22 protein-coding genes and 3 tRNA genes are annotated in these 22,183 nt (G+C 33.0%); 7 read left to right on the top strand and 18 right to left on the bottom strand.

Annotated features, from left to right (window positions below):
• Positions 1 to 32: 32 nt before the first annotated feature.
• From glgB to Q361_RS04935, 4 genes are all read right to left on the bottom strand, one after another.
• Entirely contained in the window at positions 33 to 1,934 is a 1,902-nt protein-coding gene (glgB, locus tag Q361_RS04950) for a 1,4-alpha-glucan branching protein GlgB (RefSeq protein ID WP_103725611.1), read from the bottom strand.
• A 173-nt stretch (positions 1,935 to 2,107) separates the two neighbouring features.
• Positions 2,108 to 2,839, bottom strand: coding sequence for a hypothetical protein (locus Q361_RS04945; RefSeq protein ID WP_103725610.1), 732 nt, complete (start codon positions 2,837 to 2,839; stop codon positions 2,108 to 2,110).
• Between the two features lie 145 nt (positions 2,840 to 2,984).
• Positions 2,985 to 4,607 carry a trehalose synthase gene (locus Q361_RS04940; protein WP_103725609.1) on the bottom strand — a complete coding sequence of 541 codons (1,623 nt, stop codon included), beginning with the start codon at positions 4,605 to 4,607 and terminating at the stop codon, positions 2,985 to 2,987.
• Positions 4,608 to 4,670: 63 nt separating this feature from the next.
• Entirely contained in the window at positions 4,671 to 6,611 is a 1,941-nt protein-coding gene (locus tag Q361_RS04935; protein WP_103725608.1) for an alpha-1,4-glucan--maltose-1-phosphate maltosyltransferase, read from the bottom strand.
• A 111-nt stretch (positions 6,612 to 6,722) separates the two neighbouring features.
• Between Q361_RS04935 and Q361_RS04930 the strand changes: the two genes are divergently transcribed.
• Positions 6,723 to 7,550 carry an alpha/beta fold hydrolase gene (locus Q361_RS04930; RefSeq protein WP_245874609.1) on the top strand — a complete coding sequence of 276 codons (828 nt, stop codon included), beginning with the start codon at positions 6,723 to 6,725 and terminating at the stop codon, positions 7,548 to 7,550.
• Positions 7,551 to 7,581: 31 nt separating this feature from the next.
• On the opposite strand, the gene Q361_RS04925 is transcribed toward Q361_RS04930, so the two are convergent.
• The 5 genes from Q361_RS04925 to idi form a co-directional block, all read right to left on the bottom strand.
• Positions 7,582 to 7,655: transfer RNA gene (locus Q361_RS04925), tRNA-Thr, on the bottom strand.
• 82 nt (positions 7,656 to 7,737) lie between these two features.
• Entirely contained in the window at positions 7,738 to 8,004 is a 267-nt protein-coding gene (locus Q361_RS04920) for a hypothetical protein (protein WP_103725606.1), read from the bottom strand.
• A 55-nt stretch (positions 8,005 to 8,059) separates the two neighbouring features.
• A complete protein-coding gene (locus Q361_RS04915; protein WP_103725605.1) occupies positions 8,060 to 9,022 on the bottom strand; it encodes a type I phosphomannose isomerase catalytic subunit in 963 nt (320 codons plus the stop codon).
• Positions 9,023 to 9,038: 16 nt separating this feature from the next.
• Positions 9,039 to 9,449, bottom strand: coding sequence for a 6-pyruvoyl trahydropterin synthase family protein (locus Q361_RS04910; protein WP_103725604.1), 411 nt, complete (start codon positions 9,447 to 9,449; stop codon positions 9,039 to 9,041).
• 29 nt (positions 9,450 to 9,478) lie between these two features.
• Positions 9,479 to 10,006 carry an isopentenyl-diphosphate Delta-isomerase gene (idi, locus tag Q361_RS04905; RefSeq protein ID WP_103725603.1) on the bottom strand — a complete coding sequence of 176 codons (528 nt, stop codon included), beginning with the start codon at positions 10,004 to 10,006 and terminating at the stop codon, positions 9,479 to 9,481.
• 203 nt (positions 10,007 to 10,209) lie between these two features.
• Between idi and Q361_RS04900 the strand changes: the two genes are divergently transcribed.
• Entirely contained in the window at positions 10,210 to 11,196 is a 987-nt protein-coding gene (locus Q361_RS04900; RefSeq protein WP_245874611.1) for a bifunctional methionine sulfoxide reductase B/A protein, read from the top strand.
• A gap of 6 nt (positions 11,197 to 11,202) precedes the next feature.
• Here Q361_RS04900 and Q361_RS04895 read toward each other — a convergent pair whose 3' ends face one another.
• The 4 genes from Q361_RS04895 to Q361_RS04880 form a co-directional block, all read right to left on the bottom strand.
• On the bottom strand, positions 11,203 to 12,774 hold the full coding sequence (locus Q361_RS04895; protein ID WP_103725601.1) for an NAD(P)/FAD-dependent oxidoreductase: 1,572 nt from the start codon (positions 12,772 to 12,774) through the stop codon (positions 11,203 to 11,205).
• A 39-nt stretch (positions 12,775 to 12,813) separates the two neighbouring features.
• A complete protein-coding gene (locus Q361_RS04890) occupies positions 12,814 to 13,875 on the bottom strand; it encodes a DUF2891 domain-containing protein (RefSeq protein ID WP_103725600.1) in 1,062 nt (353 codons plus the stop codon).
• 125 nt (positions 13,876 to 14,000) lie between these two features.
• Positions 14,001 to 14,396 carry an ExbD/TolR family protein gene (locus Q361_RS04885; RefSeq protein ID WP_103725599.1) on the bottom strand — a complete coding sequence of 132 codons (396 nt, stop codon included), beginning with the start codon at positions 14,394 to 14,396 and terminating at the stop codon, positions 14,001 to 14,003.
• Positions 14,380 to 15,087 (bottom strand): MotA/TolQ/ExbB proton channel family protein, encoded by a 708-nt coding sequence (locus tag Q361_RS04880; protein ID WP_103725718.1) that lies wholly within the window; start codon positions 15,085 to 15,087, stop codon positions 14,380 to 14,382. The genes Q361_RS04885 and Q361_RS04880 overlap by 17 nt, the downstream gene beginning before the upstream one ends.
• 116 nt (positions 15,088 to 15,203) lie before the next feature.
• Between Q361_RS04880 and Q361_RS04875 the strand changes: the two genes are divergently transcribed.
• The 3 genes from Q361_RS04875 to Q361_RS04865 all read left to right on the top strand — a co-directional run bounded on the left by Q361_RS04875 (position 15,204) and on the right by Q361_RS04865 (position 16,698).
• Positions 15,204 to 16,427, top strand: a complete 1,224-nt coding sequence (locus tag Q361_RS04875) for a bifunctional folylpolyglutamate synthase/dihydrofolate synthase (protein ID WP_103725598.1) — start codon at positions 15,204 to 15,206, stop codon at positions 16,425 to 16,427.
• 79 nt (positions 16,428 to 16,506) lie between these two features.
• A tRNA-Val gene (locus Q361_RS04870) sits at positions 16,507 to 16,581 on the top strand.
• 42 nt (positions 16,582 to 16,623) lie between these two features.
• Positions 16,624 to 16,698 (top strand) — tRNA-Val (locus Q361_RS04865).
• 67 nt (positions 16,699 to 16,765) lie between these two features.
• On the opposite strand, the gene Q361_RS04860 is transcribed toward Q361_RS04865, so the two are convergent.
• Positions 16,766 to 17,656, bottom strand: coding sequence for a lytic transglycosylase domain-containing protein (locus tag Q361_RS04860; RefSeq protein WP_103725597.1), 891 nt, complete (start codon positions 17,654 to 17,656; stop codon positions 16,766 to 16,768).
• A gap of 56 nt (positions 17,657 to 17,712) precedes the next feature.
• Positions 17,713 to 18,369, bottom strand: coding sequence for an alpha/beta hydrolase family protein (locus tag Q361_RS04855; RefSeq protein ID WP_103725596.1), 657 nt, complete (start codon positions 18,367 to 18,369; stop codon positions 17,713 to 17,715).
• Positions 18,370 to 18,473: 104 nt separating this feature from the next.
• On the opposite strand from Q361_RS04855, the gene Q361_RS04850 reads away from it, so the two are divergent.
• A complete protein-coding gene (locus Q361_RS04850) occupies positions 18,474 to 18,758 on the top strand; it encodes a GNAT family N-acetyltransferase (protein ID WP_103725595.1) in 285 nt (94 codons plus the stop codon).
• A gap of 3 nt (positions 18,759 to 18,761) precedes the next feature.
• Here Q361_RS04850 and Q361_RS04845 read toward each other — a convergent pair whose 3' ends face one another.
• From Q361_RS04845 to rmuC, 3 genes are read right to left on the bottom strand one after another with little or no spacing between them, the layout of a single operon-like run.
• The gene (locus Q361_RS04845; RefSeq protein ID WP_103725594.1) at positions 18,762 to 19,313 is read right to left on the bottom strand and encodes an acyl-CoA thioesterase; all 552 of its coding nucleotides are present in this window, start codon (positions 19,311 to 19,313) and stop codon (positions 18,762 to 18,764) included.
• Positions 19,314 to 19,685: a 6-phosphogluconate dehydrogenase gene (locus Q361_RS04840; RefSeq protein WP_103725593.1), complete on the bottom strand. Its 372-nt coding sequence runs from the start codon at positions 19,683 to 19,685 to the stop codon at positions 19,314 to 19,316.
• 6 nt (positions 19,686 to 19,691) lie between these two features.
• A complete protein-coding gene (rmuC, locus tag Q361_RS04835; protein WP_103725592.1) occupies positions 19,692 to 21,035 on the bottom strand; it encodes a DNA recombination protein RmuC in 1,344 nt (447 codons plus the stop codon).
• A gap of 143 nt (positions 21,036 to 21,178) precedes the next feature.
• Here rmuC and Q361_RS04830 point away from each other — a divergent pair, with 143 nt between their 5' ends.
• A complete protein-coding gene (locus Q361_RS04830; protein ID WP_103725591.1) occupies positions 21,179 to 22,153 on the top strand; it encodes a DUF4476 domain-containing protein in 975 nt (324 codons plus the stop codon).
• Positions 22,154 to 22,183: the final 30 nt, after the last annotated feature.

The following is a 22,183-nucleotide window of genomic DNA, read 5'->3' as shown; positions in this document are numbered from 1 at the left end:
ACGTTTGCGACTCATAAAAACCTTTTTACAGACTATTCTACCTTAAATACACTCACTGCCAAAGGTGGAAGTTTAATTCCTGCAGAGTATGTTTTGCCATGCCATGCAATAGGCTGTACAGGAATAGAAAAATTGTTTTGCACACCGCTTCCGTTATATTCCAACTTATCTGAATTGAATATTTCTTTCAATGATTTTGAAGCAGGAAGACCTATACGGTAATTTTCGTGTACAACTTGTGTCATATTACACACAATTACAAGATTATCTTTTGCATCGTTTCCTTTACGAATATAGGCAATTACAGAGTTTTCATTATCTGAATAATTAATCCATTCGAAACCATCTGCCGAAAACTGTTTTTCATACAAAGCAGGGTAGTTTTTATAAAGGCTGTTCAAATCTGAAATACATTGTTTAATGCCTTTATGATAACTATAATCGAGCAAATGCCAATCTAAACTTTGTTGAAAATCCCATTCGGAGCTTTGCCCAAATTCGCCTCCCATAAACAACAATTTAGCACCTGGGTGGGTAAACATATACCCATATAGTAGTCTTAAATTTGCAAACCGTTGCCATTCGTCTCCAGGCATACGCCCTAAAATAGAATGTTTACCGTATACTACTTCATCGTGTGAAAGTGGCAACATAAAATTCTCAGTAAAAGCATACGTTAAAGAAAATGTAAGGTCGTTTTGATGGTATTTTCTATACACCGTTTCTTTTCCAAAATATTGGAGTGTATCGTGCATCCAGCCCATCATCCATTTCATTCCAAAACCTAATCCGCCAAGATAAGTAGGGCGCGATACCATAGGGAAACTAGTACTTTCTTCGGCTATTGTTTGCACATCTGGAAATTGAGCATATACGGCTTCGTTGAAATCTTTTAAGAAACTAATGGTTTCTAGATTTTCTCTACCTCCATACATATTGGGCTCCCACTCGCCGTCTTTTCTTGAATAATCCAAATAAAGCATCGATGCTACAGCATCAACTCGAAGGCCGTCTATGTGATAATTTTTTAACCAAAAAATAGCATTGCTTATTAAAAACGAACGGACTTCATTTCTTCCATAATTAAATATTAGGCTTTTCCAATCGGGGTGATACCCTTTTCTAATATCGGGGTGTTCGTATAGATGTGAACCATCAAAAAAGCCAAGTCCATGAGCATCGCTTGGAAAATGAGAAGGTACCCAATCTAAAATAACTCCTATTCCGGCCTCATGCAACTTATCTACCAAAACCATAAAATCTTGTGGTTTACCAAAACGAGACGTTGGTGCAAAATAACCTACCAATTGATATCCCCAAGAGGGATCGTAAGGATATTCCATAACGGGCATAAACTCTACATGAGTAAAGCCTGTTTCTTTTACATAATTTACAAGTTGATCGGCTAGTTCTAAATAGGTTAAAAACTTTCCTTCTGCATTGCGTTTCCAAGAACCTAAGTGCACTTCGTATACCGAGTAAGGTTGATTTAAAGCATTATGCTTTTTGCGTTTTTCTATCCATGTGGTATCGTTCCATGAGTGTTGCAAATCCCAAACTACCGAAGCTGTATTTGGTGGCGTTTCGCAATAAAACGCAAACGGATCGGCTTTTTCTGTAGCTGTATTATTGTGTGAGACTATTTTAAATTTGTATTTTGTTCCTTTATCAACATGAGGTATAAAACCTTCCCAAATACCCGAACTATCCCAACGAACATAAAGAGGGTGTTGCCCTTCTACCCAATAGTTAAAATCGCCTACTACCGACACACTTTTGGCAGATGGAGCCCAAACCGCAAAGTAACAGCCTTTGATACCGTTTACTTCTATAAGATGTGCTCCTAATTTTTCGTAGAGTTGAAAATGTTTTCCTGCTTTGAATAAATCGATATCAAAATCGGTAAATAAAGTATGTGGTTGTATTGGGTTCATTTTTATTTTTTTTATTTTTTGCAATTGATATTGATATTGCAATTGATATTATTATTATTTTATTTGGAGCGAATGGTTTGGGCATTTTAGGTTTCCCTATTCCTGCTTTACGTTCTACTTCGTGCCACTGCAATCAGGGCTAGATTGGTTTTGTCTTTTGTAAAATCTCTACATTATTTAATTTTTTCGTAATCAACCTCTTCTCCATTTTCAGTTCCTCTCAAAAAATTGATATTACCGTTGTTTAGTGTTAATACATTATATTTATTTTTATCAAAATAAGTAATCTCTCCATTTGGCTTAATTACATTTTTAGTAAAAGACAATTGATTCTTTTTTTCATTTAAAAAAAAGTTTTCAATACGAAAGTATGGACCTGTCTTAATACCTTCTTCATTCAAAGAATACCATTCTCCATTTATAATATAAATAGGTTGAGGTGTTTTAATATTATTATTTTTATCATCTTTAAATTTAGAAAAAGAAAAAATCCATTGACCATCTAGTAATTTAACATTATTTATGTTATCAATATTTTTTTCTAATTCAATATTTTTATAAAAAAGTTCATCTTCATTAATTTTAGATATCCAATTTTTTCTGCAAACAACAATTATTGCATCAAAAGCTAAAATCATAGTTTTTATTATTGGAAAAGCTATGGTTGAACCAAGTGCATACCAAAAAACCTCACAATGGTAATTATTAACAATCAATTGTTTTCTTATAAATTCAAAAATAGATCTACACCCTTCAGCTTGAATTTGAGACCTGTCGTACCAGATAAGAGCAACAGAAATTCGCCAATGAAAAATTAGCCAATACACTATAAAATAAGTAATGAACCTACTTGAAAATCTAATTTTTATTTCATCTAGTACTTTTGACAAATCTTCTATTTTCATATTTTGAATCTATTTCTAACTTAGCATTCTCTCAACTGTATTTCGTCTGCGTTAAATATAAACTGCTCGGGACGACAGATTGTGCTTTTAATTATTCTTGTATTTATTAATTAACCCAAGTTGTCACTCCTTGCTTAACCTTAAATTAATACCCCATAATGGTTTGAATGCCTCGCAATGGAATAACTGCCCAACGCGGACGTGAGTTTAGCTCGTAACCTAATTCGTAGACTGCTTTTTCTAATATACAGTATTTAAGTAAAAAATTTATTTCATGACTATATCCTATATTCAAATTTTCTTCTTGTACTTTTTCTATGTAGGTTTCCAAAAATGTACCTACTAAATATTTAAATAGTAATTCTCCCGCCGCAAAAAGCTCTTCATTTTGATAGGGATAATTGGAGCCATTGTTAAAAATAGTAGCATATATTGCATAATGAAACGAGCGAAACATTCCAGCTACATCTTTTAGAGGTGGTTGCTTTACTTTTCTGTCTCGAATGGTACTTTCTGGTTCTCCTTCAAAATCTAAAATGTAAAAATCATCGCCATTTACCAAAACTTGTCCTAAATGAAAATCGCCATGAATACGAATACGCTCTGATTTCATTTTTGTCCAATCAAAATCTACAAAATGCTTTCGTATCAGTTTTTTGTTTTCCAAAAATTGATGAGCTAGCTCCAATGCCATACCATCTAGTTTGTGTAAACTATTTTCTATTATGTTTAATCGGTTTTGAAATTGATACAATAACCTGTTTTTTAACCATACTGTATAATCGCCGTTGTATGTTGTTGGGGTAAAAGCAGTTTCGTGAATATCGCTACCCAAAGCTATGTGCATTTCTGCTGTGCGCAAGGCTAATGTTTTTACTTTAAGAAATAGACTTAGCCCAACCCAATCTATAATTTCTGGTGGTATTTCGTTTATTTTAAGGCGTTTAAATAAGTCTACTTGAGGCAGTTTATCTATTTTAATTTTTTTTCTAGAAAGGTTATCAAAAACACCATCTATTTGTTCTAACATAAACTTCCAAGCATCGCCTTGATTGGGCACTAACTCTTGCATTAAACCCAAAGTTATATTTCCTTCTGGTAGAGCAAGATTGATACTTCCTGTATAGGCAGGTGTATTTTGGTAATGCATTCTTTCGGTTAAAAACCTACTTATTTCGTAGTCTGGATTGGTACTTACATAAATTCTACGGAATATTTTAAGTACAAAAGCATCATTGTAAATAATAGATGTATTGCTTTGTTCTACTCCCATAAATTTAGACGACTTATACTCTTTGTCTGCCAAATGAGAGCCTTTATGAAAAATGAGTTTGAGTCCTTTGGTATCTACAGATTGGGCTATATTATCGAATAGCAATTTTCTAAAGTCTTCTTGATGAAGCGCATCTACCAAAAAACCACTTATTTTTCCAAATTGAGCAGGAGCAATAATAGTATTGGTATCGAGCTCATCATTGGTCATGAAAGCGATAGGCATAAAATAGTGCTGAAAAAAAGCTTCTTTAAAATTTACCTCGAGTAATACACCGTAGTACGTATTTTTTGTAGAAGTTATTTTAAAATGATCGACAACCTCAATATACTTTAATGTACTTGCTTTTCCTCCATACCACCTTTTGTTGATGATGTAGTTCTCTAAAATATCAGATGAGAAAATTTTTATAAAATCAGCATCCAAAAAAGCATCTTTCCATTCGTTTTTAAATTGAAATGGTGTGGCAAAAGTATCTTGATTATTATTTTTCATTTTATAACTGTATTACCTCAACAAACATGAGTTATTATTGAATATGCTACTTAAACTAGAGCATCATTTTTCTATTTTAAATAAATGAAACGGCAAAGCGGGGTGCAATTCTACAAAGTTCCACTCGTTACTCCAGTGGTAACTATTTCCTGTGATTAAATCGGTTACTGTAATGGTTTGCCCATGTGCTATGCCTAACGATTGTAACGGCAGTTTTACCCATGCTTGTTTGGAGTAATAAGCATCTAGACTAGCTATCATAAGGGTTTCATTCTCTTTTGTATCGTCAAATTTATAGTATGCTATAATTTGGTCGTTATCGGTATCGCATAATTCTATATTATTGGTTTGCTGCAAAGAACTTTGTTGTTTTCTTATTTCGTTAATTTTGGCAATTAGCATCGTAATTTTGTTTTCTTTCTGCCAATCCCAATGTCTTATTTGATATTTTTCGCTATCTGCATATTCTTCTTTTCCTGGTAGCGCATCAGAAATCATATATTCAAAAACAGGCCCATAAATCCCTACCGATGAACTTAAGGTAGCGGCTAAGAAATATTTTTGCAGGTGTGTACTCTCATTAGCTCCCTGCAATGGAAACGGATTAATATCGGGTGTATTTGGCCAAAAATTCGGTCTGAAAAACTCTTTTTGATTTGTTTTGGTAAGCTCGGTTAGGTATTCTTGTAATTCGGCTTTTGTATTTCGCCAAGTATAATAAGTATACGATTGGGTGAAACCTTGTTTGGCTAGCTCGTGCATAATTTTTGGTCGCGTAAAAGCTTCTGCCAAGAATAAAACATCAGGGTGTTTTTTCTTTACCTCAGCGATAAGCCAACCCCAAAAGTAGAAAGGTTTTGTATGCGGATTATCTACCCTAAAAACACGTATACCACACTCTTCTACCCAAAATAATGCACAAGATAAAAGTTCTTTCCAAAGATTTTTCCAATCATCGCTTTCAAAATAAATAGGTAAAATATCTTGATATTTTTTGGGAGGATTTTCGGCATATTGTACTGTACCGTCTGGTCGCCATTTAAACCATTGAGGGTGTTTTTTTACCCAAGGATGATCGGGAGCTGCTTGCAAAGCAAAATCCATAGCTACTTCTATACCCAATTCTTTGGCTGTATTGACTAAAGATTTAAAATCGTCTAGCGTACCTAAATTAGGATGCAAATCTTTATGTCCTCCATATTGAGAACCTATACCCCAAGGAGAGCCCACATCGTTGGTTTGGGCTTCGGTGGCGTTATTTTTACCTTTTCTATTTACTTCACCAATAGGATGAACAGGAGGAAAATACAAAGTATCAAAACCCATTTTGGCAACTTTTGGCAATATTTTTTCGCAGTCTTTAAAAGTTCCATGCTGTCCTTCTACACGAGAAGCCGAACGCGGAAAAAACTCATACCAAGTACTAAATAATGCTTTTTGCCTATCTACATAAACTTGCAATGGTTGGGATTGATTGGCTAAAAATTTTGCAGGGTATTTTTTAAAAATCGCTTGCAGTTTTTCTGAAACAGCTTCGATTATAGCTTTATCATAATTTTTGTGATCAGAAAATAATGAAATAATATCGTTTAAATATTTTTTTTCTGAAGCATTTACTTTTTCCAACAAGGGTTTTATATACTCTACACCTTCCAAAAGTTCGGAAGTTACATGTTGATTATCTTTGATTTTTTTACCGATGCCGTATTGCCAATTTAAAGCATAATCAATCCATGCTTCTACAAAATAAGTATAATAACCTTGCTTTTCTACACCAAAAGTAGCTTCAAAAACATCATTGGGTAAAGCTTGCATTCTTATTTCTGTCCAACGCTTTTCTTTTTCATGTTTGTACTGCACTACAGCCTCCATAACATCATGCCCATCGGAAATAATATCGGCAGATACGCATACTTTTTGCCCTACAACTCTTTTAATGAAAAATGAACCATTATCAATTTGAGGTTCTACATTTTCTATAATTACTCTTTTCTGATTTAACATTTTACTCGTTATTATTTTAACGATACAAGTTACAAAAAATAATAATAAGTTATAATTTAGCCTCAAATTTTATTCTATCATACTTTTACTCACACTAACACTTTATTTATTGTGAAAATTCCAAAAGGCATACTATACACTGCAAAACTATTAGAATACACTTCGCCAAAACTAGCAACTCTATTTGCCGCAAAACTCTTTGCTACTCCAATAAGGCATAAAGTTCCTAAACGAGAGTTCCATATGCTCGAAAATAGTATTCAAAAACAAATAAACATGAGTAGTATAAACAAAAACATTACCGTTTATGAATATGGCAACGGAAGTCGTAATGCTTTACTTGTTCATGGTTGGTCTGGCAGAGGTACTCAGCTTGTAAAAATTGCCGATTTATTGGTTGCACACGGATTTAGAGTAATTAGTTTTGATGCTCCTGCACATGGAAATTCGTCTGGAAAAACTACAATCATGACAGAATTTATTGCTTGTATCCATCATTTAAATAAACTGTATAGTGGGTTTAATGTTATTGTAGGACATTCGTTGGGTAGTATGGCTACTTTAAATGCTATAAAACAAGGTATCACTGTAAACAAAGTGGTAATTATTGGAAGTGGTGATATTATAAAAGATATTACAGATGAATTTGTAAGGAAATTAAGAATGAAACCAAGTATTTCTGAAAAATTAACCAAACATTTTGAATCAAAATTTCAAATAAAAATGAATGATTATTCAGCTTCTGTAGCTGCCGAACAAATAGAATTACCAGTACTTATCATTCATGATACAGACGATGTAGATGTGCCTGTAAAAGCTGCATACAACATTGCTTCGAAACTCAAAAACCACGAACTGTATATTACCACAGGTTTAGGACACAGAAAAATTTTGGGAGATACTCACGTATTGAACAAAATTCGTGATTTTATTAAATAAAAAAAGGAAAGTGAAAGCTTTCCTTTTTTTGAGCCGATGGAGGGACTCGAACCCACGACCTGCTGATTACAAATCAGCTGCTCTAGCCAGCTGAGCTACACCGGCAACTCATTTATTGTGGTGCAAATATAATAGCAGATTTTAAACCTGCAAAATATTTTTATACTTTTTTTGAGTTTTTTTTATACTACAATGCGTTGATTTTTTCAACCAATTGATTTGCAGTTTCTTCTAAATCTTTGTTGATTTGTTTAAAATGATTTTTTTTGTTTTCAACATTTTTAGCATTTACTTTTGCCATCAATGTATCAAAAGATTGAAGTGCTTCATCGATAAGTGCATTGGTAGTTTCTGTAGGTTTTCCTGCAGTAGTCATTTCATGAATATAGATTGCTTGAAGTATATCTCCCAATACATAATTAATATCTTTCTTAAGATTTCTTACATTAGCCATTTTGAATATTTTTTAAAATTTAGCACAAAAGTACACAATATCTTTCAAATCAACATTAAACTATAGTTATTTCTAACAATTTAGCATTTCCTTGCAGAGCAAATTCAACAAGTGATGCTGGTAATAATACTGTATCCCCCAATGCAAAACTGTATTCTAAATTATCTACAGTAATACTTCCAGAACCTTCAACACACATATATACCACAAAATTATCGGTATTTTTTTGGACAATTAATTTACTATCTATTTCTACTAATTTTGTGGTAAAATAATCGCAGTTTACTAAAGTTGCAGGTTCGTTACAAACAGCTTGATAGCTTACTTTTGCTTCTGTCTTATTATAATTTATTGCATCTAAAGCTTGTTCTGTATGCAACTCTCTCATTTTTCCGTGTGCATCTACCCTATCAAAATCGTAAATACGATAGGTGATGTCTGATGTTTGCTGAATTTCGGCAATAAGACAACCTGCACCTATAGCATGTACTGTACCTGTCTCTAAAAAAAACACATCGCCTGCTTGAGCGGGAACGACATCGAGCAAATCTAGTAAAGACTTTTCTTTTAGATGCTTTACATAGATATCTTGAGAACTATTTTCTTTAAATCCTACTATAATTTTTGCCTCAGGCTCTGCTTGAACCACATACCACATTTCTGTTTTCCCAAAAGAATTATGTCTCTTTTGTGCCAAATCATCATTGGGGTGAACTTGTATAGACAAATCTTCGCGAGCATCTAAAAACTTAAACAACAACGGAAACTGGTTGCCATATTTTTTATAAACCTTTGTGCCCAATACTTCGTTTGGAAACTGATTGATAAGTTCTTGAAATGAAAGATTTGCGTAAGCCCCATTAGAAATAATACTAACATTATTTGGAACTGTACTTAACTCCCACGATTCGCCAATACTATTATTAGGGATTGCTTTATTTAATATAGTATTCAGTTTTACACCTCCCCATATTCGTTCATGTAATTGAGGGTAAAATTGTAATGGATATAAATTCATTTAATAAAATTTAGTTTTATTCACCACAAAAGGTAACAAAATTTCTTGGGGTTTCGTAAAGTGTAATTTCGAGTTTACAATTAATATCTATATAAGGTCTTAATTTATTCCAAATTACAACTGCAATATTTTCTGCAGTGGGAATTAAGTTTTGAAAATCGGGCACATCTAAATTCAAATTCTTATGATCTAATACATCTTCGATATGAATTTTTATTAAATCGGAAAGAACTTTAGTATCAACAACGTAACCAGTTTCTTGGCTTATCTCACCAGTTACAGAAACAATAAGTTCGTAATTATGCCCATGAAAATTTGGATTGTTACACTTACCAAAAACTGCTTCATTTTTAGCATTATCCCAATCTTTTCGATAAAGTCTATGAGCTGCATTAAAGTGTGCTTTTCTAGAAACAGTCGCTTTCATTTTAAATTATTTTCAATATTAGCTATCTATTATATAAAATCTTTTTCTAAAAAATGGTAAAATTCATCAAATATAATCTTAAACCACACGGTATAAATGTCGGGTTGAGCTTTCATATCTTGTTTAATATCTTCTATAGACATCCATTTCCAGCTTTCCACTTCGTCAGTATTTATTTCGGGTTCATCATTATAGTAACCTATCATTACATGGTCTAGCTCATGTTCGGTAAGTCCGTTATCAAAAGGTGCTTTGTAAATAAAATGAAACAATTCTTTCAAATCGGTTTCAAATCCCATTTCTTCTTGAAGCCTTCTTTTTCCTGCTTCAATATTGGTTTCTCCTGCTCGCTGATGGCTACAACATGTATTTGTCCATAATAAAGGCGAATGATATTTATGGTGTGCTCTTTGCTGTAGCATAACCTCTCCTTTGGCATTAAGCACAAAAACAGAAAAGGCTCTGTGTAACAAGGCTTTTTCGTGAGCCTCTATTTTATTCATTAAACCAATAGGTTCGTCTTGTGGAGTAACCAATATTACTTGCTCTTCTTTCATTTTTCAAAAATACGAAAAAAGCCACTCAAAAAAAGTAAAAGCATACTCAACAACCGTTAAACTTATTTTAAAATGATAATTATTACGCCATTTACTCTGTAAATTTGAAATAAAAACACATGAAATCACATTATATAACTTGGTTAAAATATTTATTTATTACTTGTTTAAGTACTGTGTATTCTTGTGGTCAAAAAAATGATATGAAAAATACAAGTCCAAATAATCCTTACTATTCTCATACAGATACTACAAAATTGCAGGTATCCAATGAAGAATGGAAAAAAATATTACCTCTAAACTTATATTTGGTAGCTCGAGAAGCCGATACCGAAAGAGCTTTTACAGGTACTATGTGGAAAAATGATAGTAAAGGCACATATTATTGTGCTGTTTGCGGTAATAAACTATTTCGATCTACACAAAAATTTACAAGTATGTGTGGTTGGCCTAGTTTTTTTGAGCAAGAAAATAAAAACAGTATTTGGTTTAGAAATGATTTTTCACACGGAATGGAACGCGTAGAAGCGCTTTGTAGTAGATGCGATAGCCATTTAGGGCATTTATTTGACGATGGACCTGCTCCTACAGGAAAAAGGTATTGCATGAATGCAGTTTCACTCGATTTTGTACCTGACACTACAACAAACAACAATGAAAAAGAAACTATAGTACTAGGAGGTGGTTGTTTTTGGTGTGTAGAAGCCGTTTATCAAAATCTCGATGGAGTTGAAAAAGTGGTATCGGGATATTCTGGCGGAAATGTTGCAAACCCAAGCTATGAAGAAGTTTGTACTGGTACAACAGGTGCTGCAGAAGTAGTTGAAATTACCTACGATAAAAAAAAAACAAACCTCGATGAAATTTTTAAGGTTTTCTTTACGGTTCACGATCCTACAACATTAAATAGACAAGGAGCCGATGTTGGAACGCAATATAGATCGGTAATTTTTTACAAAAATGACAACGAAAAATCAATTGCTCAGAGTATTATAGATGAGTTGAATCATTCGGGGGCATTTTCATCAAAAATTGTTACAAAATTAGAACCTTTTACAGCGTTTTTTCCAGCCGAAAATTACCATCAAAATTATTACAACAACAATGCAAACAAACCTTATTGTGAAATGGTAATTCGACCGAAACTAGAAAAGTTTGAAAAAGTATTTAAAGATAGATTGAAAAAATAAGAAAAATTAGTTTGATTTATTTCTAATAGATTCTGCTATTTTTAAAGCACATTTTTCGCCGTCTATAGCTGCCGAAATAATACCTCCTGCATAGCCTGCGCCTTCTCCGCATGGGTAAAGCCCTTTTATTTGAATGTGTTCTAATGTTTGTGAATCTCTAGGAATTCTCACTGGTGAGGAAGTTCTACTTTCTGGGGCATGTAAAATAGCTTCGTTTGTAAAATAACCTTTCATACTTTTACCAAAATCTTGAAACCCTTGTCGCATAATTTTGGTAATAAAATCTGGAAAAACATTGCCAAGTTCTACAGATGTTGTACCTGGTACGTATGATGTTTTGGGTATCGTGGCAGATTGTTTTTTGTTGGAAAAATCTACCATACGTTGTGCAGGAACTTTTTGAGTTTCTCCTGCCAAATGCCATGCTTTTTGCTCTATTGCTTTTTGAAACTCCATACCTGCCAAAGCTCCAAACTTTTGAAAAGGAGCAAAATCTTCTAATTTTAACTCAACTACAATGCCCGAATTGGCTGTACTTTGATCCCGCTTTGAAGGCGACCATCCATTGGTTACCACTTCACCCGGACTGGTTGCACAAGGTGCAATTACACCACCCGGACACATACAAAACGAATACATACCTCTACCTTGTACCTGCTTTACAATGGAGTAAGGTGCTGGAGGTAAAAACGAACCTCTATAATCGCAAGAGTACTGAATTTTATCGATTAATTCTTGAGCATGCTCGGCACGAACACCTAATGCAAAAGGTTTGGCTTCTATGGCTATTTTTTTTCTATCTAACAATTCGAATATATCTCTAGCCGAATGTCCCGTAGCCAAAATTAATTTATTAGCATGAATTACATCGCCATTTTGCAATACAACGCCATGCATTTCATCATTCTTAATAACAAAATCTACAACTTTGGTTTCAAACAAAACCAAGCCACCACATTCACGTATTTTTTCTCGAACATCTTGAATAATTTGTGGCAATTTATTGGTTCCTATATGTGGGTGTGCCTCTACAAGTATTTCGGGCGATGCACCAAAAGCCACGAGCAAATTCAAAATTCGATCTACATCGCCTCTTTTTTTAGAACGTGTATATAGCTTTCCATCAGAATAAGTACCTGCGCCACCTTCTCCAAAACAATAATTAGAGTCTTCATGTACAATTCCGTCTCTATTTATCGCTTTTAAATCTCTACGTCTGCCTCGTACATCTTTGCCTCTTTCTAACACAATGGGTTTTAAACCGAGCTCTATCAGTTGTAAAGCAGCAAATAAGCCTGCTGGGCCAGCCCCAACTACAATAACTTCTTGTTTGTTTGAAACATCTTCATACTGAGGCAAATCTACTATTTTTGGCGAATAGCTTTCGTGTGTAAAATATACGATTGCCTTGATATTTATTTTAATTACTTTTTGCCTCGCATCTATAGAACGTTTTAGAACCTCAACTTTTTTTATATCATTTTCTGACACCGAAAGCATTTTGGCTACATGATTTTGAAGTAGAACTTCATGAGCGGCTATTTCTGGTAAAACTTGGGTTTGTATTTCGCGAGGCATATTGTTTGGATAATCTTATTTTTTGCAAAAATACAGAAACTAATTGTTTTTTTCTTCAAAGGCTCTTAATGCAAATGATGCCAACCAATGTTCGCCTTCATAATTTCCATCTACTATAGACGGTAATGAAAACTGAAAATGATAATCTGCTAAAGGTTTTAAATGCGAAAATTCTTTGGGATATTGTTTTATAAGATGATAAAAATTCCAAGCTCTACTAAAGTTTAACCCATCGAGATGTACTAAATGGCCATCTGTTCTATCTGAAACTTTGGCTACTTCCCATTTAAAATTTTTGTTAGCCAAATTAGGCGCAAATTTTTTGAGCCATTGTAAAAATTCTTTTTTAGGTAAAATACGTTGCATTAAACCCATTTCTTCCAAACATGGAGATAGAAAATCTGTACCACTTGGTTCCCACACAAATGGGCAGTTGATATCTACCCCAAACATTCGTATAGCATGTTCTTTAATTGCGTTTTGTAGCATAGTGTTGTTTGAAAACACGGCATAATCCCATGCGTTTGATAAGCCAAAAGCTGTATTGGTATGAGTTCCTACACGCACCGGATAAAGCAATTTAGGCAAAAACTCTATATATCTATTTATAATTAAATTGGAAAGGGGTTTTAAATTTTCGGCTAGTGGTTTTGCAAAATCTTTAGGACTTTTTTCTAATTCTAATTGTAGTTTTAAGAGCCAGTTCCAACCATACGTTCTTTCAAAAGATTTTTCGTGGTTTTTAGAAAAATAAAGTATTTCTTGTGCTATATTTTCTTTAGACAAATTGGTTTGCAATTTTTTAATGATATCCTCTTTATTGTCTAAGCTCTCAAAATTATTTAGCAAATACACCAAACTCCAATGCCCGTGTACAGATGAATGCCAATCAAAACAGCCATAAAATGCAGGATGTAATTTTTTTGGCGCTTGTATTTCGGTACTATCCAAAAGCATTTGGTTGAGCTTGTTGGGATATTCTTGTTGCAGACATTTTATAGGTAATGATGCCAAATGATTGGCTTGTTGCAAAGTAAGTTGCTGTGCTAAACTTTTGTAGCCAAGTAAAGCTAATAATAAAAACGTAACTTTTATTCTCATTGCATTTTATTAATTTTATGTGATGCTAAAAATAAGAAAAGGTTTGGAAATAAATCCAAACCTTTTGCATCAAATAATGTGTATTTTATTCAAAAATGCCTATTATGTTGCTACCGATAATTATTTTATTTTGAATTACTCGTGGCTATTACGAATTTTAGTTTGTTTTTAACTCCTATTTGTAAAACATCTACCAAGTCTTGAACTTGTAGATTATAGGGAATACGCACTACAACCGTTTGCTCTTTATTAGTACCTATTTTGGACAGTAGAGAGGTTTCTAGTTGTTCAAAATTTACTGCTTCTTTGTCTATAAAGTATTTTTTGTCTTCGGTAATAGACAAACTAATTAATTGCTTGTTTGTTTTTTCGTTGTTTTGCGATTTTGGCAATGCCATTTTTATAACATTAGGATTGGCTAATGTAGATATAATAAGAAAAAACAACAGCAAGAAAAACATAATGTCGCTTAAAGACGAAGTAGCGACCTCTGCATGAAATCGTTTATTTCGTTTTACCATTTGGACGCTGAATTATGTTTACAAAATCTAATACTTGTTTTTGGATACTTAATACAAAAGCATCTATTTTTCCGTTGAATAAATGGTAGGCCGAATAAGCTATAATACCAACTACTAAACCTGCACCAGAACTAATCATTTTTTCATACAATCCTTCAGATATGTTACCTATACTGATATCTTCGGTTTGTGAAATGCTGTAAAATATTTTAATTACACCCGAAATAGTACCAATAAATCCTAGTGTAGGGGCAATACCCGCTATGAGTCCTAAATGACCTAATTTTTTTTCCATTTCTCCTACCTCAATATTCGCTGCACGCTCCATATTGGTTTCTATTTCAGAAATTGGTCTGCCTATGGTTAAAATTCCTTCGCGTAAAACATAGCCCGAAGCCGTGTTGGCTCTATCGGCAACACTTACTGCCATTTCCAAATTGCCAGCATTAAGATAATCGCGTATATCACGTACTAAATTTGAGTCTATTTTGCTTCTTTTGGCTATATAAAAATAGCGCTCTGCTATAACATAAAAAGTATAAAACAATAGCAAAGCAATAGGAATAATAAAAAATCCTCCTTTAAAAACAAATTCTAAAACCGAAACCTCCTTTGCGTTTACAGCTCCTTCAATTACTGCTCCAGTAGCTTTGGCAACTGTATCGTTTTGTATTTGTAATAAAAAATGCATCATAAATTGTACTTTTGCTTTTAAATTAAATAGAGTTTAAAGATAATTTCTAATACTCTTATAAACTACAAAATTGTAAAAATATTTTGTAATACTATCTTTTTATCGATTATTTTATGAATTACGAACAAACTTTATCGTGGCTTTTTTCACAACTACCTATGTATCAAACACAAGGAGCTAGCGCTTATAAAAAAGATTTAACCAACACCTTATTCTTGTCAAAATATCTACACCATCCAGAAAAAGATTTGGTATGTATACATGTAGCGGGTACTAATGGTAAAGGTTCTACCTCTCACCTACTCGCTTCTGTTTTTCAGGAAGCAGGCTACAAAGTAGGTTTGTACACTTCTCCACACTTAAAAGATTTTAGAGAGCGCATCAAAATAAATGGTAAAGAAATAGAGAAAGAATACATTACAGCCTTTGTTGAAAAGCACAAAACATTTTTTGAAAGCAATCATCTAAGCTTTTTTGAAATGACTGTTGGCCTTGCATTTGAGTATTTTAAAAATAAAAAAACCGATATTGCTATTATAGAAGTGGGTATGGGAGGTAGACTTGATTCTACCAATATTATAACCCCAGAGCTGGCTGTAATTACAAATATAGGGCTAGATCATACACAGTTTTTAGGAAATACTTTAGAGCAAATTGCCCTGGAAAAAGCCGGAATAATAAAACCTAATGTTCCTGTAGTGGTTGGCGAATATACTCAAGAAACTAAAAAAGTATTTGAAAAAATAGCTCTTAAAAATAATGCGCCTATATATTTTGCTTCTGATGTGCAATTTGAAGTTGATTATAGTTGTCCGTTGTTGGGCGACTACCAAATAAAAAATAAAAAAACGGTAAGGCAAGCATTGCAAATTATTCAAGACAAAAATAGATTTAATATATCTGAAAAACATATAGAGCAAGGCTTTCTTAATGTAATAAAAAATACAGGTTTACAAGGCAGATGGCAACAACTAGGTAATCAACCTAGCATAGTATGTGATACAGCACACAATGCTCATGGGCTAGAAATAGTAATGAACCAAGTAAAAAAACAAAAATACAACCATTTGCATTTGGTATTAGGATTTGTAAACGACAAAAATCTAGAAGATATTATTAGTTTTTTTCCTGAAAATGCACACTATTACTTTTGTAAACCAAATATTCCTCGTGGACTTGATGAAAAAATTTTAGCTCAAAAATTTGCGCAACACAATCGCTTTGGCAACGTATACAATTCTGTATCTGATGCTTACATCGCCTCTAAAAAGAATGCTAAACCAGACGACTTTATTTATATAGGTGGAAGCACATTTGTAGTTGCAGAAATTCTTTAAAAATATTTGCAGATATAAAAATAAGCTCTATATTTGCACCCACAATTGAGAAACGAAGTATCAATTGTTACAGATAAAAGGGCGATTAGCTCAGCTGGTTCAGAGCACCTCGTTTACACCGAGGGGGTCGGGGGTTCGAACCCCTCATCGCCCACAAACTTTTATCAATTTTAGTGATTATATTAGTCCAATTATTGGGCGATTAGCTCAGCTGGTTCAGAGCACCTCGTTTACACCGAGGGGGTCGGGGGTTCGAACCCCTCATCGCCCACAATTAAAAAACTCCTTAAATTTCTTAAGGAGTTTTTTTTTATGCTTATTTTTTACCCAGATATGGTTTAATAACCTTGAGTAGGTATCTCAATTTGATAGAGTTTTTTTGTAGGATTTGGTAGTTTTTTATCTCGTAACCAAGGGTTATGCAATTTTAGCACTTTATAATTTATGCCTTGCGACTTAGCAAATACAGATAAATTTGTAATGGTAGAATCTACTTCTATTTTTTTAGTTGGAATATAATCGTACATTTCGTCTTTACTTAAATCAAACCCGTACGAACGAGGGTTTTTCATGATTTCTTTTAAGGCCAGAATTCTAAATACATAACGAGAAGTTTCGTCTGTAAGTAATAAATCATAATACGAATTTACTTGTTGTTCTTCTATTTTAACATTTATTCCATTCATGCCTCCATTGTATGAGGCAGCGGCTAATGTCCAATTACCAAATTTATTTTTGGCAGAAATTAAGTACTTACAAGCCGCTTCTGTTGCTTTTTCAAGATGATAGCGTTCGTCTACAAATTCATTTACTTCCATACCGTTTTCTTTGGCTGTTGCTTGCATAAACTGCCATATTCCTTTTGCTCCTGCAGGCGATGAGGCATTGGTTAATGAACTTTCTATTACTGCAAGGTATTTAAAATCGTCTGGTACGCCATATTTTGCTAGTATAGGTTCGATAACAGGGAATACCCTATTCGCTCGTTTCATAATGAGTATTGTTGAAGAATGTAAATAAGAATTTACGAGTAATTCTCGGTCTAATCGTTCTTTTACATCGGCTATATGCAAAGGTGTTTGCTCACCTGCAAAATCTACCTGATTTGGAAAATATTGAGGTGTTCCTTTTTTTTCAAGTCGGTCTTTTTCATTATTCTTTACAGCAAAAATAAAAAGGCTACTTGTAAATAGCATTGCAAAAAGTACGAGAATTTGTTTTCTTTTCATGCAGTATTGTTTTTTTTACAAATCTACAAAAACTAAACCAAAGTCAAAATGAGTGTTTAGGCTAACAATATAGCAGGCAAATGAGTATTCAACCATTTGTACTTTGTAAGTATCATGGCATGAGTTCCTTGCTCTACAACGATACAATCTTTGATATATTGTATTGGAAAAACCTCATCTGCATCGCCATGTATATGAACTACTTTGGAATTTATTGTAGACCGTTCCCAGCAAATCATTTGCTCTATAGCCCAATCGAGATATTCTTTATTTCTCATGTGTAAAAACTTTTCATACAATTGAAGTTTTTTCTTTAATCTATTTCCAAAAGCGTACTTTATTAGTTTTTCTACATCTTGTAATAAACTTGTAGGTAGTATTTTGTAAGCTTTTGTAGATTTGGCTATCTTCATTTTTTTGGGCAACTCTTTTGCGCACTTTACACTAGATATTATTATGATTTTTCTTACAGTTAGATGCTCTGCCATTTCTTGTACTAAAACACCTCCAAAAGACACCCCAACAAGTATAGCATTTTGATGTGTAACATTTTTTGCCATACGCATAGCGTAACTTTTCAAGCTTTCTTGGGGCAAAGGCTGTATCCATTCTAATAAAAATACTTCAAACTGATCTACGGGCAATTTAATTTTTTCAAATATTGATGAGCTTGCAGCCATTCCAGGCATAAAATAAACAGGAATTCTAGTCATATTATAACTACAAATTGAAAAGTATAAAAATAAAATTCAGAAATTTGTATAAAATTAGGCATTTACAGAAATGATAATGTTAAGTACTTACTAATTTTGACATTATGGAAATTAAAGACAACACTTTTTCTAGACAATTTGAGACTCATTTTGAGGGAAAATTACTAACTATTGAATATTCTTTGCAAGAAAGAAAATTATTTTTAACAAAAATTGTTGAACCTGAAAATTACACAGACGAAACGGTTGTTAATGAGTTTCTCAAAGAAATTTTAGCATTGGCAATAGAGCGTAAACAAAAAGTAGTCCCTACTTCTCCAAAAATTGTTCAATTTTTTAGAAAAAATCCTAGTTATAAAGAACTTCTTCCTCCTGGCATTAGAATTTAACTATTAAGTGCTTAACTCTAATTTTGCATTGTATTGTTCAATATTTTTTAATGCCTCTTGCGATTTGTAATCAAATTGAACTTCATGTAAGTCTTGTTCTTTTCTTACAGCAACTTGTTTTACACAATTGTAAAAGCGTCTTACTTCTTCTAGATTGGATAATAGTAAGCCCGGTACTTGAGCATTATTTCCCAATGTATCTTTGGCTACCATAGTAAAATAGGAAGAATTGCAATGTTTTTTAATACCTGTGCGTATGTTCTCTGCTTCTACCCTAATACCAACAATCATAGAGGTTCTACCTACATAATTTACAGAGGCTTTTAGTGTAACCAACTCTCCAACTTCTATAGGATTTAAAAAATTTACAGTGTCTACCGAGGCGGTAACGCAATAATGACCCGAAAATTTCGAGGCGCTTGCAAAGGCAATTTGGTCTAGTAGTGATAATAAGTACCCTCCGTGTATTTTTCCTGAAAAATTGGTGTGCGACGGCAACATCAACTGCGAGAGAACTACCCTTGAAGCTTGAACTTTTTTATATTCTCTTTCCATTTACTTTCCTCCAAAAATTGGCGATTGTTCTTTTTCTACTTTGGTAACAAAATAAGTGGTATCGCCCCACCAAGGAAATGTTTTATAACGCTCTACATACGTTACTTTTACATATTGACCTTGGTATTTATTAAGCTCATCAATTATTTCTTGATCGCTGTCTAATACTGAAAAGGCAAATATTTTATTACCCGACAATCCTTGGCTTAGTTCGCCTTCCCATGTTTTAAAAATATAACCCTTATTGCTAAATTTTATCAATTCTCCAGAGCGAGCTCCTTCAGAATAAGTTGCATAATAAACTATTGTAAAGAATAGTGACGTAAATAGTACTACTACAAGTACAAAATAAATAATTACTTTTCGTAACATAATGTATTAATTTAATTCGTTAGTATCGTTTTCAATGGCATTTGCTCGTTGCAAAATAGCTTCTGGCAACGCTTTTTTGGCTTTTGCTCCCATCTTTTTTATGCGTTCTACACTAGAAATTAAGTTGCCTTTGCCTTCTACTAATTTGTTCATAGCACCTTGATATTCTGTTTTTGCTTCGTCCATTTTTTTACCAATTTTTATTAAATCGGAAACAAAACCTTCAAACTTATCGTACAAAGCTCCCGCTTGACGAGCAATTTCTAGTGCATTTTCTTGTTGTTTTTGATTCGTCCACATACTATCTATTGTACGAAGCGTTGCCAATAATGTAGATGGAGTAACAATAACTATATTTTTTTCAAAGGCTTTGTTGTACAAACTAGCATCTTCTTGCAAAGCTACCGCAAAAGCCGATTCTATAGGTATAAATAGTAAAACAAAGTCTGGGCTTTCCATTTGATACAAATCATGGTAATTTTTTGTACCCAATTGTTCTACATGACGGTTAATAGAAGCTATATGTTCTTTTAAATGTTGCTTTTTTAAAACCTCATCGTCTTCATTAACAAAACGTTCATAGGCAGTAAGAGTAACTTTGGCATCAACAATCATTTTTTTGCCATCTGGAAGGTTGATTATTACGTCTGGAAAAACACGATTCCCTTCGGGTGTAACAAAACTTTGTTGTACAAAATATTCTCTATCTTTTTCTAATCCAGATTTTTCCAAAACACGCTCCAATACCAATTCACCCCAATTTCCTTGCATTTTACTATCGCCTTTTAATGCTTTTGTAAGGTTAATGGTCTCTTTACTCATTTGCTCATTCATTTCTTTAAGCCCCAAAATTTGTTGCCTCAAAGCAGCATGGTAATCAATACTTTCTTTGTGAGTATCTTCTACTTTTTTTTCAAAATGAGTAATTTTTTCTTGTAACGGTGAAAGTATATTTTTTAAATGCTCTTTGTTTTGTTCTGTAAATTTATTGGTTTTTTCTTCTAAAATTTTGTTGGCAAGATTTTCAAATTCTTTTGTAAATTTTTCTTGAAGTTGTTCTACCTCTTGCTTTTGTTCTTTATTGCGTTCCCAAAGGTTTTCAAAATCTGTTTCTTTTTTTGAGAGTTGAATAATCAAAACTTCTTTTTCTTTTCTAAGTGCTTCCCGCTCTTGAACAACCAATTGTATTTGATTTTTAGATTGCTCTATTTGCGAAATAAGCCCATTAATTTTTTCTTCTAATGAGGCTTTTTCCGATTTGGAATTGGCTGAAAATAATAATTTACCCACAAAAATCCCAATGGATAAGGCAATTATAAATGTAATTAAAGTTAAAATAGTTTCGTTCATTAGGATTTTAATCTCTTGTTGTAAAAAGTGTTTAAATATACATATTTCAACTGAAAATAAACGTGAAAATGTTTGGCATTATTTTTGAAAACCACTTTTTAAAAAAGAACTAGTATATTTACAACCTTTAAATTGTTATTATTATGATTAGAAAAATTACTCTTTTAGCTTTTTTGGCTATTTCTGCGTTTTCGTTTGCACAATTTAGGCAGGGGTCTGTTGGGCACTTAACCATTTTTTCGGAAGATGGTGATAAATTCTTTTTAATTTTAAATGGAGAAGCTCAAAACGATATTCCTCAAACAAACCTTAGAATAGAAGATTTAAACCAACCCTATTACAATGCAAAAATTCAATTTGAAGATAAATCATTATTAGATATTTCTAAAAATAATTTAATGATTACTGATCCTGATGGCGTTTTTCAAGATGTAACCTACAAAATAAAGCGAGACAAAAACAATAAAGGAAAAATGAAAATGAATTTCTTTTCTATGATTCCAGTTCGTCAAAATTATCAAGCACCTTCCAATGTCTATGTAGTTCGTTATGGGCAACCACGCGAAGTAATAATGCAAAATCCAAATCCTCGAGTAGGAACTGTAACCCAGACTACGACCACAACTACCACACAAAGTACAGGTAATAACATGGGAGTGGGCATTAATGTAGGTGGAATTAATATGGGAGTTTCTATAAATGATAATATGGGAGGTGGCGTAGTTACTCAAACTACTACAACTACCACAAGTTCAAACACAAATAATAATCATGGTCATGTTGATTCATACAATACCATTGAAGAAGTAAGAGGTTGTGGAGGCAGACGTTGTATGCTACCAAACGATTTTAATGTAGCATTAGCTACACTAAAAAAGCAAAGTTTTGAAGATAGCCGATTAAAAACTGCTAAACAAATAGTGAGTGCAAATTGTTTAAGTGTAGACCAAATTATGCAAATTGCAAAAACCTTTAATTTTGAAGATAATACGCTAGAATTTGCAAAATTTGCTTACGACTATTGTACAGAACAAAGAAGTTATTTTAAACTTAATGGAATATTCAAATTTAGCAATAATGCAGATGAATTGTCTGAATATGTACAAAGTAGAAATTAATTTAAACCCAAATACATACGTGAAAAGGCT

The sequence above is a fragment of the Flavobacterium croceum DSM 17960 genome (assembly GCF_002917885.1).
GTDB classification, from domain to species: domain Bacteria; phylum Bacteroidota; class Bacteroidia; order Flavobacteriales; family Flavobacteriaceae; genus Flavobacterium; species Flavobacterium croceum.
Note: the sequence above shows the minus strand (reverse complement) of the source record. Positions and strands in the feature narration are given on the sequence as shown.